General features: G+C 37.0%; 13 protein-coding genes. 7 read left to right on the top strand and 6 right to left on the bottom strand.

Features of this window, described 5'->3' with window-relative positions:
* Window position 1: 1 nt before the first annotated feature.
* Genes AAH582_RS06405 through AAH582_RS06390 form a run of 4 tightly spaced genes read right to left on the bottom strand, consistent with a single transcriptional unit; the run spans window position 2 to window position 5,847 of the window.
* Window positions 2-1,354 carry a RagB/SusD family nutrient uptake outer membrane protein gene (locus AAH582_RS06405; protein WP_343321570.1) on the bottom strand — a complete coding sequence of 451 codons (1,353 nt, stop codon included), beginning with the start codon at window positions 1,352-1,354 and terminating at the stop codon, window positions 2-4.
* Window positions 1,355-1,372: 18 nt separating this feature from the next.
* Window positions 1,373-4,543 carry a SusC/RagA family TonB-linked outer membrane protein gene (locus AAH582_RS06400; protein WP_343321569.1) on the bottom strand — a complete coding sequence of 1,057 codons (3,171 nt, stop codon included), beginning with the start codon at window positions 4,541-4,543 and terminating at the stop codon, window positions 1,373-1,375.
* A complete protein-coding gene (locus AAH582_RS06395) occupies window positions 4,530-5,453 on the bottom strand; it encodes a TlpA family protein disulfide reductase (RefSeq protein ID WP_343321568.1) in 924 nt (307 codons plus the stop codon). Before AAH582_RS06395 ends, AAH582_RS06400 begins: the two co-directional genes overlap by 14 nt.
* Before the next feature lie 10 nt (window positions 5,454-5,463).
* Window positions 5,464-5,847: a hypothetical protein gene (locus AAH582_RS06390; RefSeq protein ID WP_343321567.1), complete on the bottom strand. Its 384-nt coding sequence runs from the start codon at window positions 5,845-5,847 to the stop codon at window positions 5,464-5,466.
* Window positions 5,848-6,728: 881 nt separating this feature from the next.
* On the opposite strand from AAH582_RS06390, the gene AAH582_RS06385 reads away from it, so the two are divergent.
* The 7 genes from AAH582_RS06385 (at window position 6,729) to AAH582_RS06355 (ending at window position 11,132) form a co-directional block, all read left to right on the top strand.
* Window positions 6,729-7,184: a helix-turn-helix domain-containing protein gene (locus tag AAH582_RS06385; RefSeq protein WP_343321566.1), complete on the top strand. Its 456-nt coding sequence runs from the start codon at window positions 6,729-6,731 to the stop codon at window positions 7,182-7,184.
* A gap of 58 nt (window positions 7,185-7,242) precedes the next feature.
* Complete coding sequence (locus tag AAH582_RS06380) at window positions 7,243-7,695, top strand: hypothetical protein (protein WP_343321565.1); 453 nt, start codon at window positions 7,243-7,245, stop codon at window positions 7,693-7,695.
* A 219-nt stretch (window positions 7,696-7,914) separates the two neighbouring features.
* Window positions 7,915-8,541 carry a hypothetical protein gene (locus tag AAH582_RS06375; RefSeq protein ID WP_343321564.1) on the top strand — a complete coding sequence of 209 codons (627 nt, stop codon included), beginning with the start codon at window positions 7,915-7,917 and terminating at the stop codon, window positions 8,539-8,541.
* Between the two features lie 69 nt (window positions 8,542-8,610).
* Window positions 8,611-9,612: a hypothetical protein gene (locus AAH582_RS06370; RefSeq protein ID WP_343321563.1), complete on the top strand. Its 1,002-nt coding sequence runs from the start codon at window positions 8,611-8,613 to the stop codon at window positions 9,610-9,612.
* Window positions 9,599-10,240: a hypothetical protein gene (locus tag AAH582_RS06365; protein ID WP_343321562.1), complete on the top strand. Its 642-nt coding sequence runs from the start codon at window positions 9,599-9,601 to the stop codon at window positions 10,238-10,240. Before AAH582_RS06370 ends, AAH582_RS06365 begins: the two co-directional genes overlap by 14 nt.
* Window positions 10,241-10,404: 164 nt before the next feature.
* Complete coding sequence (locus AAH582_RS06360; RefSeq protein ID WP_343322350.1) at window positions 10,405-10,707, top strand: transposase; 303 nt, start codon at window positions 10,405-10,407, stop codon at window positions 10,705-10,707.
* A 41-nt stretch (window positions 10,708-10,748) separates the two neighbouring features.
* Entirely contained in the window at window positions 10,749-11,132 is a 384-nt protein-coding gene (locus tag AAH582_RS06355; RefSeq protein ID WP_343322349.1) for an IS3 family transposase, read from the top strand.
* Between the two features lie 90 nt (window positions 11,133-11,222).
* On the opposite strand, the gene AAH582_RS06350 is transcribed toward AAH582_RS06355, so the two are convergent.
* Window positions 11,223-12,254 (bottom strand): hypothetical protein, encoded by a 1,032-nt coding sequence (locus tag AAH582_RS06350; RefSeq protein WP_343321561.1) that lies wholly within the window; start codon window positions 12,252-12,254, stop codon window positions 11,223-11,225.
* Window positions 12,255-12,500: 246 nt separating this feature from the next.
* Window positions 12,501-14,222, bottom strand: coding sequence for a DNA/RNA helicase domain-containing protein (locus AAH582_RS06345; protein ID WP_343321560.1), 1,722 nt, complete (start codon window positions 14,220-14,222; stop codon window positions 12,501-12,503).
* Between the last annotated feature and the right edge of the window lie 14 nt (window positions 14,223-14,236).

The raw sequence follows: 14,236 nt of genomic DNA, 5'->3' as shown, positions 1-14,236 counted from the left end.
CTCAACGTGGGTTTTGAGTAATGCCCGATTGCTCAATCACTTTCTGAGGTATTAAAATGTTCGCACGGGAATCATTCGGTGGCAAAAGATATTCTTTGCCCCGGATGGTTCTTTTTAATGTAATACCTGTCCCCAACTTATTGAGACGCTTTACATCGCCAAACCGTATACCACGCCACAGCAATTCTTTTCTTCGTTCCTGTAAAACCTGATCCAATACCGTAGTCTCAGACACAGAGATCGTTTTGTCAAGTCTATAACTCAAAAACTGTTGCAAGGTATTACTTGCTTCATTGAGTTTTCCTGTTCGGGCAGCACATTCCGCCTGAATGAGGTACATTTCAGCAATCGTGGGCCCACAGAAGGCACCGCCGCCGCCGCCACCATAATCTCCACGGAATAAAAAGGTGTTATCTTTTTTATTAAAGAATAAGGATTTCCTCAAATCTCCCTCCGCATAACTTTGGTACAATAGGCTATCCATACGGCTAACGTCAGTGCTAATGGAATAATATGCCGTTGTCAGAAATCGAGGATAGATGATTTCGGAATTGTCATTGACATTAAAAGGAAATACCTTTCCGCCGTCAACGTGATGATAATCCAACAGTTTAAAATTTAACTGGATGCATTTTTCAGCATATACTTTGGCCTGCTCGTAATTTTGCATATAAAGATATACCCGTGCCAAATAGGCCCATGCAGCAACTTTGCTGGCCCAATAAATATTGTTCTGCTGATCCGACAATAGCGTTGCGGCTTTTTGAAGATCGTCGACAATAAGATCAAATGTTGCCTTTAGCGATGCCCGGACGGTCTTTTCGTTAAAATCATCGGTTACTTTAAGCGGCAGCCCGAGTGTGCTTTCCGCCTGCTTTGGATCAAATCCCGCACACCACACCTGTGCCAGTTCATAAAGATTGATTGCCCTATTGAAATAGCCCTGCCCTTTTACATCAGCTGAACGAGCGCTGATACCATTCTCCTTTTCAAATGCTTCCAGACCATGTATGGCAACATTCGCTCTATATATATTTCCATAGGCTAACGCCCAACCTCCACTCCCATCGCATTCCTGGATCATGGGACTATCTTCCAAGCGGTAAAGGTCACGGTCTGTTTGACAAAACAAAGCATCATATTCATCATCAGGAAGATAATGATCTACCGACATTACTTCACCCTCAGGAACAGCCAAGCTATTATTTATACTGTTCATGAGCGCTCGATAATCTTCCAATGAAGTGGGAACTGCGAGTTTGCTATCTGATCTAACATCCAAAAAAGATGTGCAGCCCGTAGGACCAAGCAACAGCAGAAAAAAAATGAAAACGAGGATAATTGTATTTTTCATGATAAGTTCATTTAGCAATTAAAAATTAATGTGGCATCCAAAGGACCACTGCCGTGGTGGACTGATTGCATTAAAGCGATTTTCGTATTCAGGATCAAAATCCTTCTTTGTGGCTTTCCATAAAAGCCCCACATTTTCGACGTTCAAAAACAAGGTCACATCGATTTTACTCTCCAGTATCTTCTCCAAGTTGTATTGCAGATTGACATATTGCAATCGGATATTCGAAGCCGGTTCGATCAATACAGAAGCATTACGGTAGTAGTTTTCCCTATTACTATTCAAGGGATAGACCATCGCCGGTACGGAGGTTTTGTTTTCATCGCCGGCTTCTTTCCACCGAAACCCATAGTCTGAATGCGTTATATTCTGTGCAAAGAGGGCACTATAATCTACGCTTCGCGAGCGGATATGATGCCCAAATTTATAGAGTAAACGAAAGTCTACGGTCACCTTTCTGAATCGAATGGAACTCCCTGCAGCCCCAAACCAACGCGGCAACGTAGGTCCCACGTAGACCATGTCCTCCAGCTGTGTATTATTATATATTTCTCGGTAGTCTTTGGACTCTACCCCATCTACATAACCAATGGGATTACCATCTGTATCAAGCCCTTTCCAAGGGTAAGCGAAAAGGGAATAGACAGGTTTGCCTACAATACCTGCAATCGTGCGTTCATTGATAAAATTCCGTCCAATGGCATTGTTCAAGTAATACTTTTCCACCTTGTCTGCACTTTTGCTGAGGTTTATCTGAAAGCTTAATCCCCAATCTTTCCACTCCAATGCGTTTAATCCGATGGCAAGATCCAGACCCGAAGCTTTCATTTTTGCCGAATTGCGAACAACTGTAGCACCAATTCCAGCGGTAGGATCCATTTCATCCAATCCATAGAGATCACTTCCTTTTTTTGTGTACCAATCGAAGGTCAGATTGAGCTTATTTTTCCAAAGTACAAGATCAGTCCCCAGATTTAAGGTCGCTATGCTTTCCCATTTCAATTCGGGATTAGCATAAGAAGCAAATGTGGCAATCGGAAAATTGTTCAGCACATTGGTCCCTATATACTGTATCGTATTGACCGAGGACATAGACGGATCGACATTACCACTGAAACCATAGGTAGTGCGCATGGTTAACTTATCGATCTGACCTTTATTTTCCAACGCTTTCCAGCTTCCTCCTACAGACCATAGCAGGTTCCATTTATCATTGGTCCGAAGCCCAAAAAGATTTGTGGCGTCACGCCTTACACTGCCTAATAGATTAACCTTGTTTTTGTAAGAATAGACTGCATTTGCAAAGACTGAAAGATAGCGGATTTCTCGCTGCGAAAGTGATTGACCATTCGGAATAGCATTCAGCCCTCCGGTCGCCAAATCGGGAAAACGGGAGGTATAATCAACATTTGCAAAGGAGAGTGTCGCCGGATTATAGCCATAGAAGCGCGAGGACTCTCCGTTCCCCTTACTCATTCGCCCCTCAAAACCCAAGATACCCGAGATTCCATGCACATTTATGGTACGGTTAAAATTGAGCTGCAGCCTCGCGTTATGGGCAGTTTGGCGTGCTACAGACTGATCAAGAACTCCCCCTTTAGGTACGTTGTAAGTTACCAGATCCGTGGAACGGTCAATTTCCGAAAAAGAATTGACCAGATTACGGCTAAAATAACTATCCTGATCATGTAGATTTTTACCGTCTGTACGATCCAACATCAGGTTATATTTAAGATCAATGTTTAATGATCGAGAGACATCGTATTTAAGACCTGTATTCCAATTCACAATCCATTGTTGACTTCGGTTATCTAGATGACGGTAATCAGTCAATGGATAATAGTTCCAATCAAGGATATAACCTTCTTGCATCATCCGATCTACATAATCGTTGTTACGCTGTGCTATGCGAAGAGGAGTTCCATTATCGTCAGCGAAAGTAGCGTAAGGATAAAGCTCATAAGTTGACATCTTAACATCACCATAAGCAGGCATACCCGTTGACGTATTGAAATGGATAAGGTTAAAGTCCATCGATAACAACAGATCCTTACGGATCTTCAATGAATTGCTGAGTCTATATGTCAACCTTTCACTTTTATTTTTCGTCGATCCGACCTCCTTATCATATCCCAGCGAGGACATCCATGCGAATTGACTGTTACCTCCATTTCCTTGTAAGTGATATTGCTGAAAGAGTGAATTGTTATAAAAATGCTTTCGATATTCGTCCCGTAAATCTAAGCCGACGAGACCTGTTTTCAGGTTATCATATTCCTCTTGTGTCATCTTCTGCTTTTTCAACCGGTCCAAAGCTTCCACGATTGGGGTCAAAGGCAGCATAGCCGTACTTGTGATCCGACTATTGTAATAGCCCTTATTGAACAGAAACTCTTCCATCCCGATAAAGTCCGAAGTCGACATCAGATCTAATCTATTTAAGTCCGGGGGAGCCCCCATTTTTATCGCTGTAGAAAAGCGAAAGCTTTGACGCCGGTTAAATTGCCCTTTCTTGGTCGTTACCACAATCACCCCATTTCCGGCGCGCACACCCCAGATCGCTGATGCAGCAGCATCTTTAAGTACTGTGACATTTTCAATATCCAGCGGATTGATGTCATCAAGATTCCCTTCATAGGGAAAGTTGTCGACGATAACCAAAGGACTCTTTTCAGCTTTGATCGTGCTTAAGCTTCGCACCATTAATCTGTTGGCGGAAGTACTATTGTTGTCCAGCATTACGCCATTCGCTAATGAAGGCAACATTCCAGTAATACCACGTCCGATTTGTTGTTCAAGTTGCTGTTTGCTCACGCTGGAAAAGGACCCAGTCAAACGATCTTTCGGAATACTTTGATAACCAGTATTGACCACCACTTCACCGATCATACCATGCTTTAAGGAAAGCGATAATGTTAACTCAGCATGTTGCCTATCCGCTTGGAGGAAAATACTCGTATCCTGATAAGCAATATGCCGAAAAGTCACGTTATCGCCACTTATCTTTTCGGTTATTGAAAATCGTCCCCATTTATCCGTTTTTGCCTTAGCGGCATTATTTATTATGATGTTTACATCCGTTATAGGTAATCCAGTCTCCTTATCCAATACAGTACCTCTTAATTGAGCTTTTGCTGTTACAACAACCAAAAGCATCACAAAAAGCCAGATCGTTCTATTTTTTGCCATCTTTTGGATTGATTAAGTTCAACATGTCTTTAATATGTCCTTCTGTTACACTTAGGGCAAGCGTTAATCCGATCAAGTCGCCACGTGGCCCTATCCATACATACCGGGGATAGATATGGTTGGGAAACAATTGCTGAAGGTAATCCTCTTCGATGATGGACTGGAATTTTCCTGACAGCGAGCGTTCGGCAAGTCGATCCTGGATCTTGACAACATTGGTATACGTGTCTTTTGTTTGTGTTGGATTGACATAGATAAGCTTTGCTTCAGCGGGAAAACGGCTGAACAATTCGTCTTTTTCTTTCATCTGTCCCAGACATATCGCGCACCATGTTGCCCAAAAATCCAACACCAATAATTTTCCACGGTAAGCTTCCAGCGTCTGCCTTGTGGTATCGCCATTGTTATAGACGAGGTATTCCCTTTTCCAAAATTCTTCGGGCAGTTTCTGACCGATAAGCAATGGATCCACTTTAATAAGCCCATTGGCCCCGCTGTCCTTGCGGGGCGTCTGAGCTGATAAACTAAACATAGAAACTACTGCGATGCATGTTAAGAAACACAGCACAATTGTTCGACTCCGCTTCGGCAGCCCGTCAGCTCCCTTTCGACTCGGCGTCGGGACCGCTTCGAGACTTCTTCGGGTCATGCTCGGGTGTGCTTCGGCTCGGCTTCGGCTGCGCTTCGGGTACGCTTCGGCAAATTGCCGAAGAAAAGCCGACCAATAGCCAAAGCTGTTCCGACCACGGTACAACCCTGGCTCGAAGCTGACTGGAGGAAAGCTAGAACCAGAGCCGGACAATATTTGGCCGATAACTGCTAGATCTGTATTTAAGTAGTACTTAATGAGTACTTGAACTATATGAGTTATATATAGCCTTACAAAGGCTAGTAATTGTAGGGTATTCATAATTTATTTGTTAGTGGTTTTGAGACAGCTGATAAAAAAAATCATAGACCTCCTTGCTACTTTCGAGTTCACAAGCGATGAATCTGTTGCTTCGGAGAAATGAAATTTCCACCTCTGTCAGATTAATCTTTTTATAATGAACAAGAAAATAAGCCATCAACATTCGGAATAATGCCACGGAGAAGTTTTGTACGTCCGCTGTACTGATAGTAGGATTAACACCCCTTTCTCTGTCAAAATAAATCGTCAGGAGTTCAACTAGATGATTACGACAACTATCCATGTCATAGCGATTCCAGAATTCCTTAATACATGCTACAGGGTCGTACTCCAAATGATGGATTTCGTACATCGCCAGGTCAAAGGCGACCAATTTTTTTAAAAGCTCTTTCATTTTTTTGGCTTTTGAGGGCGTACTGGTGCATGGATTCTTTGAAAAAAAATAGGATAAAACAATCTCCTATCGAGCCCAAAGTCTCAACGCAGTATACACTGTTAAAAATTAATTAACTGAACCTCAGATGCCGTTTTACTCTTTTCGCCAATGGTTATATAATATGTTCGTCACGGACATCCACAATGATTGGAAGGACCGACCCTTTTGTTGTGTTACAACAATAATTTAGATAGGGATTTGTCAACAATGAAAAGTTTCACTAATTTTATAGTGCAAACAATTAATTAGTAAAAGCCATCTTCATTGCCTTTTTATTCTCTATTTAAATATTGATAAGGGTCGGTGGCAGACACGCTTAAGGGAAGTATCGCTATTCTTTTTGATAAGCATTACTGAGCCAATTTTATTGACTCCTCTCTTCTTACGTGCTGTGTATGGTTAAATGATTAATCCGGCGCGCGGATTAAATTTTTGAAATTCTGTTTAGTGGAATACCGAGTATTTCGATCCTTGATCTGGTACTGGTGAATTAGAATTATAACTGGTGTAGTTCTCATAATTTGGTTTTTATTATCAATGAGACATCAACACTAGGCGTACAAAAAGGCAAAGCCTTACTGTACTAACTCCTAGTGCTTGAACGACCACCACTAAAAGGTTTCCAGTAAGGCATGCCCCTCCCTTAAGGAAGAATACAAATATAGCATTTTCCTGTGAAAGGGCAGTTCTTACCGTCCCGAAGGTGGTCGTTAGTCAAGCTTCGAGTCTCGTAATATAATTAGCCGCGAAATCGATCGCGTAAATATTGTTTAACTATTGAATACAAATATAGAAAATAGTTTCCTTATTACAAAATATTTAATCAAAGAAACCGAAAAATGAATCATAAAATCGACAATTATATAAAGGAAAAACTACAGAAATTAGGTTGGGAAGATAAAAATCTTGTAGAGAAAACAGGCTTGTCAAAAGGTCAAATAAGTAAACTCAAAAATGGACACGTGGAGCGGTTAACTGCTGAAGTATTTTACAAAATATATAAAGCTTTCGGTGATTCATGTGAAAAAGCGACAAAAGTCGTTTATCCCGATTTGAATCTTAAGCTCGATAAATATGTACCAAGAGCACGTAACGAATTTGGGCAGTTTATGAGTCAATTTGAGACAGTCAAAAATTCTCCAGAGGAAATAGCGATAAAAGCTAGACTTGACGAAAATAGATTGAAAGATCTATATTTCCGGAAAGCTGCTCTTGAAGCATATGAATTTCTTTTAATTGAAAAGGCAATAGGTAAAAAGCAGGGAGAATTGTATGAGGAGTTTTTTGGGAGTTAAATACCACTAGTGATCAAGAAACAACATTAACCAATTTCAACTATAGAAAAAAAGACTTATGCAAGCTTCATCAACTTATTGGCACATTTTGTTGTGTCATTTTGAAAAACAAGGATATTTTCATAATGGACTAACACTACCATTTATTATAGGGTCGCGTTCTATTTTGGAGCCTAATGAACCTTTAGAGTCTATAAAAGATTTTTTCGAAAATGTAAAATTAACTGGAATCTATTTAAATGTTATAAAGTGTGATGGAATTGGAGAATATGTATTCAGAATAGGAGATATTGATGATATGAATATTTATGATACTAAAGGATTACTTATTATACCAGATAACATATTTGAAACCTGTATTGAAGTTGATGAAATAATTAATCAATTAGATAATGAATACAGCTCCTATATAGAACAAGGCACATTTTCAAAAAATGGTGGTAGTTGGGAAAATTATAGTAAAAAAGAATTAAAGGAAATATTAGAGGTAGTAGGGATAGAAAATATTTAATTTAATGAATTTTCAAGCCCGTCAACCGCAAGAGCTTTTATACTCGGGTATTTCGTTAGTGATAGTATAGCATGGAAAGATAAAAATGGAGTTACGATTACGGAGAATGAAGAGTAAAAAATTGGTTGGTAATAGAAACACTGAATAATAAAAATTAATATGTCCATAAATTACAGCAAATATTGTATTGATATTTATAAACACTTTTTTAAGCTATAAATGAAAATAACAGGAAGACTTATTATTATCGCTTTTACAATTATAGCATGTGTACTTTGTTATATTAATTTCAAAAAAAATGATATAACAACATTAGTAGCTGCCATATCTACCATTGTTGCTCTAGCATCCTTTTGGATTGCATTTGAAGTTTTTCAAAGACAGGAAGCCCTAAATAATCCCCAATTAGTCATTGATTTTGATGTTAAAAGCAGGCCCAGAATCTTACAATTGATACTCTCAAACTATGGAAACAGCCCCGCATTCAATGTTTCAATAGACTGGGATATTATATTAATTCAAAGAGATGATTCCCCTTTCAATGTTTTGACGGATCAACAAAATCAGATTCCTGTTATTAATAAAAATCAAACACTTAACTTCTTTATAGATAGCACAGTCGATTTCTATGCTAAAAAAAGAGATTTGACATATTCTGGTATTATAAATTATTCACTAGATAGGAACGGAAAATATTATAGAAAAGAGAAATTCACCATTTCATTAATAGGATACAAAAAAACAATGCTCTATCAAACAGAGTTATCAGAGACTTTAAAACAACTTCGCAAAATTCCTGATGCTTTGAATGAAATAAGGTCAGAAATTCAAAATAAAAGTCTATAGCAAAATTATTAACCAACCGCTATATCCCACTCGTTGCAAATAGAAATTTACACATCAAACCAAGTTTTAATGGCACATGAACCTAAATTAGAAGTATATAAAATTTATACAAAACCATTTCCTACAACGGAACATCCGTCTTTCGGAAATTTCTTACTTGACAATTTCTCAACCAATGAAGAATCTCTTACTTATGCTGAAGGATTTAAAAAACTTTTGCAGACACTTATCACTTCCATAGATACCAACTTTGTATTAAATAACACAAACAAAAAGGGCTTAAGAATAGATGAGTCAACAAACCCTATCGAAAAGTCGATCAAAATAGCATCCACTAAGCAAATTATTCACGGTACCATAAAAGGAGGACGATACGGTCAAAACAGATCAATTGGATATACGAACAATCCGAAAAAGAAATATACCAAAGTTGCCCAAACAGATATAGTGATGGATACCTTCTACTTTCTTTTGTATACTCCATTTAAGAGTAATAAAGGTATATTGATGATCCAAAGCTACACAGACGATCAAATCAATGACGTTTTTTTAAATTGGTTAAAAGATAATCTGAGTGGTAAAGGCTATTTCAAGCCAACTATAGATACTTATTGTCCAACCAAACTTCAAGATGAATTTAAAGAATCAAGCGCAGTAAAGGAATTGAAGTTTACAAAAGATATCTTAATATCAGATATCGAAACTGAGGACGGGATCTCAACCGAAGAATTTTCTATTAATATTTCAGTTAGAACCAAAGACGAAGGGAAAAAAATTTCCAAACTGAATGCTCTTGTGAATACAGTTCGCGAACTCGCATTTGGTAAAAGGGATAATCCATTGTCTTTAGAAGATTTTAATAGGCAGATAGGTGTATTGTATAATGGTAGCCACCAGAGCTCATTTGAGCTTGACAGTGACATTAATATTAAGCCTACTATATATTTAAAAGACAGAATCAAGCTCCAAGATGATGAAACACCAGATTGGAAAAGTTTGCATGATTATTGTCTAAACTTACTTGAAGAAATAAAAGTAGAAGTCTATCCTGAAAACAATGAGCTATCTTAAAATAACAAATTATTTAAGAGTACTTTTGAAGGAAGGACGTAAGTGGGAGTTTAGCGACTTACTAAACCAAAATTCACCAGCGACAGATAAGCAAATTGGAAACTACTCTTGGATCAAAAGATCGATACTTTTAACACCAACTATTTTGATTTGTCTTTTTCTCAAAAAAGGAATCGATAAAGATGCCGTTGGTTATGCTATTGCTGCATTATCAATATTTATTGGCCTATTCTCATCGCTAATAATTACTATTTATGGCAGATTTCTAGCAATACCAAAGCTTGGCGAAAAAGCTATGCAATCACAAGAAATAGAAGATAAAAAAATTAAAAATTTTATCCGTCAATTTACTTTTATAACAGGAAAAAACCTTCTAGTATCAACGGTATTGATCGCTCTAATGTTATTGATACTGGTATTTCCTGATTACATGTCTCTAGATATATCTTCGCTTAAATTCGCTGGCTCAATCCAACAGATTGACTTTAAATCAAGCTTTCTTGCACTTAACGCTATAGTAGCCATAACTTTAAGAATATTTATAATTTACCTAGGTTTTGCATTCTTTCTTTCATTGCTCTATTCATTGGGGGCATTATTTGCTTTTCTGAAACGAGAGTATAAATAAACTAAATTTTAGTGGTCTTTAAACTCGAAGATATAAAATCAAGCTCTGTTTTACTCTCCCAATGGTCATAAAATAATACTATAGCATTTTTATCTGTATCTTTTTGTAAGTGTCCAAAAAAATCCAACAGCTTAAAACTGGACATAAATGTTTAGATTTAAGTAATAACACGTTTTACAGAAACACAGATTGTTCGAGCACTCAAAGAGAGCGAAGAAGGCCGAAAGACCGAAGAGATCTGCCGTGAGCTGGAAATTAGCAGGGCCACATTTTATAATTGGAAGAGCCGCTACGGAGGCATGGAAGCCTCTGATGTCAAACGCCTAAAGGAACTTGAGGAAGAAAATGCACACTTGAAAAAGATGTTTGCCGAACTGAGTATGAACCATGATATCCTAAAAGAAGTCATCACAAAAAAAGGTTGGGGCTCCGGCAGCAAAAACAGTTACCCCAGGAGATTGTCCTAGATCACGGTTTGAGTGTCACCGGAGCCTGCAAATTGACGGGTATGTGCCGTTCACAATATTACTATGTTAGTAAGAAAAATGACAGTGCTGTCATCTCTGCATTAGATGATCGTTCCACCAAACATCCTGTATATGGATTCCGAAAACTTTACGCTTATCTGCACAGAGCGGGGAAGCCCTGGAATCATAAAAAAGTTTATCGGGTATATAAGCTACTAAATATGAACAAGAAAAGGCGTGGCAAACGTCGTCTACCTGTTCGGAAGAAACAGCCTTTGGAACAACAGGTCAGCATTAATCAAAAATGGAGCATGGACTTTATGTATAATAACAACAGACCCCATGAAGGGCAGGGGAATCTCACACCAACGGAATTATCAAAAAATATTAGACACAAACAACAAATAAATCAATTAGTAACGTAAATTAGAAAAGCCCAATCTTAGCTGTCGGAAAAATGGGGTACTTACAAAGTGCCACAGTTCGCTTTACATTCCCTTTCCATCAAGACGTCTTTATTTCAAGATAATTTCCAATAAGCTTACTCCTAATTCTCTCCCCTTATCCGGAGTATTATATTTTTCAGCGACATCCCTTATCTTCTTGTAAAGACTGCTAGAACGAATAACTGAAAAAACAAGAATTATCCAAATGAAAAGGTAAGCTAGCGAGATAAATCCAAATATATATAACTGCCAATAGCTAATTTCTGCTTTATATATCCTTGTAGAATTTCCCTTTATACTCGATAGTTGCTCCCTGGGGTATTTTGCAACTATATTATTATCTATATCTAACAGTTTTACGATATTTTCATTTTCTGCGATAAATTTTACAAAAGTATTTTTCTGATGTAAATTAACCTCCGTTAACAATTCAAATTTTGGAAAAAGTAATTGTCCAAAGGAATAATATGAAAATAGACAAACAACAAAAAAAAGAACAACAGACATAAAAAATAAACTTACCAAGTTAATAGGTTTTGGAAAAGTACTTTCCTTCTTAATGTCTTTTAAATTTGTTATTCTATGGTTTACTTTAAAATCATTAAAAATTTCCTTTTTTATATCGTGCAATTGTAAATTATCATTCTCAAATTTCTGCTCTACAAGGCAATCAAATGTAAAATATTCTCCATCTTTCAATAGATCCCACTGAAATACAACCTTATTATCAATCAAATTACATGAGATTTCCAATCCATTTGAAGAATCTATTATTTTACACATCACCCAATTGTAATTCTCGGGCAATACAAGCTCCAAAGGTTTATGAATTATAGATTTTTCAATATCAACATTTCCAAGGTTAAAAAAGGTACCCTTAAATAGCACCAAATTTTCATCAACTTTTCTTCCTAGATATTTTATTTCAATATCATCTATGTTTTTCACAATTGTTTCAAACAATGAAATACTTGCATTTTTTAAAAAGATTATCTCGGTCTTATTACGGAATCTAAAAGTATATTTTATTCCTAGATATCCTAATAAACCTGAAAGCGCAATTCCTACTATTGCTAATATGGTATCCAAACTTACATTCATTCTAATATTATTATATTTAAAATTTACCCAGTATATATGAAAATATCATAGGAAATATCTTTAAAACCATCATCTATATTTATTCATATACAAACTTATTACCTTTAGTAAGTATTAAAAAATAAAAATATAAAAACCTAACTATAAAGAAATTACCCCCTGCCTATCGGCAATTTAGAAATTTATTATCATGTTAAATCCATTGATATTTACACTCTTAGGTTTCAGATATTCTTGACAATTAAGCTATTTTCCGGTTTTCATTACATAACGCTCCAAATAAGCCTTGAAATTAGGGTTACTAGTATAGAGATAAACCCCATTGATAGCCCTAAATATCATAGTCTTGTAAATATTTTTCACATAAAAATCCAAGGTACTATCATCGGTACTATTTTTACCGTTCGCATCTTGGTATTTATCACGAATAATAAAAATCTTATCTTGAACGGGATCATAATCGATCTCCTCTCCAAACACAATAGCAATGTAATTAAGATCAGCACCAAAGACGGTATGGATACTTCCGACTTCATCAATCGCCTTTTTAGAATTGATCCAGTCTTTTCCGGTTGAGTTCCAACGCAAATTGACTCCCTCAATCTCCATATCATATAGATTCCGATTCTTCTTGGCTCTGGTTTTATATTTCCAGCTAAAGCCAGCAACTAGTCGGGCCAGCCCCATCTCTTTATTTTTCTCCCGAATCTGATTTCTCATCTCAACAAAGCTGTCAAAGAGCTTGAATTCAAATTCGTCAGATTCAAAAGTCTCCCCCTCTGCCAGCTCTAGAGCAAAAAGCCTATTCACAAAATCAGTAAATAGATTCCCTCCTTTTGAACGGATTTGGGTATGCAATTGAAAATTCCGGTACTGGTTAGATTTCTCTAATGCTTCAAAACGTGAATCTGCAACATCTGATAGCTTGATCGATTGATTTCTGTCATAGAAAAAAATCTGATGTTCAGATTGGTGCATAACCCAATCCAATTCTGTGCCTTCAAACTTTTCCAACCCAAGACGTGCATTGCTTTTGTCAAAATCACCGTACCCAGATAGATTTTTACGCTGCTTTAATCGATGAGCTTCATCGACTAGAACAATTCTATATTTCCGCTTAGAAATATCAGTTGGTGAAATAACCATCTTTGGATTCAACTGATCTATATGTCCAAAAACAGTACGAATAGTCCCCCGCAAAGAAGTCATTGAAATAACGAGAGCAATCTCATCTTTCAACTTTTCCTCATTGCTTTCATCGATTCCATTTTGAAGACGAAATTGTTTCAGTAGATTGTATGCATGTTCAGAGAATTCATCCTCCATCTCAAATTGTTCGAAATATCGAATTGGAGTAACCAATAGCTTAATAACGTAACTAGCAATCACCGTCTTACCAGTCCCCGCATTTCCTTGGATAAGTATCCCTTTTTTATCTGATGTCAGACTTTCGAGTATTGCTATGACCGCAGCTTGTTGGTCTCTATTTAAGCTCTTATAGGGAGAATACTTGAATATATTACTGTTGATGATCTCTTCAAAAGATGTCTTGGCAATCTTAAGCTCTTCAAGTTTGGCCCAAATAGCAGGAAATAACTCTTCGTAAGCTTGCTTATCATAATAAGAATGCCCAGAGTTGTGTAAATTTATATTGAGCAGTTTTAACGGTTTAACAGCCGAAAATAGATTAATCAAAAATGACTCTAAATGTAAGGTCACGGACTTATTGAAAAAGTTTGAATGGATAACATGTTTATTTAACAACATCTTCTTAATCTCGTGACCGTTATGATTTGCAAAACGATTCAGCACATTCACAGTTTCTCCGATATAAATAGACTTTTTATCATTGAGGATATACACCAATGCGCTGTTGTAGAAATCAAGATCGCTATTATCCAAATGGTTGAACTTACCGTTTCTATCGACTTTCAATATCTCGATGTCTTCTAATTTAATTGGATTCATAAATAATGGATCTA

This window comes from Sphingobacterium multivorum (assembly GCF_039511225.1).
GTDB lineage: Bacteria > Bacteroidota > Bacteroidia > Sphingobacteriales > Sphingobacteriaceae > Sphingobacterium.
Note: the sequence above shows the minus strand (reverse complement) of the source record. Positions and strands in the feature narration are given on the sequence as shown.

What these genes read in the sequence shown, in the direction of transcription:
- AAH582_RS06405 (WP_343321570.1), bottom strand. Translation starts at nt 1,354, where the DNA reads ATGAAAAATACAATTATCCTCGTTTTCATTTTTTTTCTGCTGTTGCTT.
- AAH582_RS06400 (WP_343321569.1), bottom strand. Translation starts at nt 4,543, where the DNA reads ATGGCAAAAAATAGAACGATCTGGCTTTTTGTGATGCTTTTGGTTGTT.
- AAH582_RS06395 (WP_343321568.1), bottom strand. Translation starts at nt 5,453, where the DNA reads ATGAATACCCTACAATTACTAGCCTTTGTAAGGCTATATATAACTCAT.
- AAH582_RS06390 (WP_343321567.1), bottom strand. Translation starts at nt 5,847, where the DNA reads ATGAAAGAGCTTTTAAAAAAATTGGTCGCCTTTGACCTGGCGATGTAC.
- AAH582_RS06385 (WP_343321566.1), top strand. Translation starts at nt 6,729, where the DNA reads ATGAATCATAAAATCGACAATTATATAAAGGAAAAACTACAGAAATTA.
- AAH582_RS06380 (WP_343321565.1), top strand. Translation starts at nt 7,243, where the DNA reads ATGCAAGCTTCATCAACTTATTGGCACATTTTGTTGTGTCATTTTGAA.
- AAH582_RS06375 (WP_343321564.1), top strand. Translation starts at nt 7,915, where the DNA reads ATGAAAATAACAGGAAGACTTATTATTATCGCTTTTACAATTATAGCA.
- AAH582_RS06370 (WP_343321563.1), top strand. Translation starts at nt 8,611, where the DNA reads ATGGCACATGAACCTAAATTAGAAGTATATAAAATTTATACAAAACCA.
- AAH582_RS06365 (WP_343321562.1), top strand. Translation starts at nt 9,599, where the DNA reads ATGAGCTATCTTAAAATAACAAATTATTTAAGAGTACTTTTGAAGGAA.
- AAH582_RS06355 (WP_343322349.1), top strand. Translation starts at nt 10,749, where the DNA reads ATGTGCCGTTCACAATATTACTATGTTAGTAAGAAAAATGACAGTGCT.
- AAH582_RS06350 (WP_343321561.1), bottom strand. Translation starts at nt 12,254, where the DNA reads ATGAATGTAAGTTTGGATACCATATTAGCAATAGTAGGAATTGCGCTT.
- AAH582_RS06345 (WP_343321560.1), bottom strand. Translation starts at nt 14,222, where the DNA reads ATGAATCCAATTAAATTAGAAGACATCGAGATATTGAAAGTCGATAGA.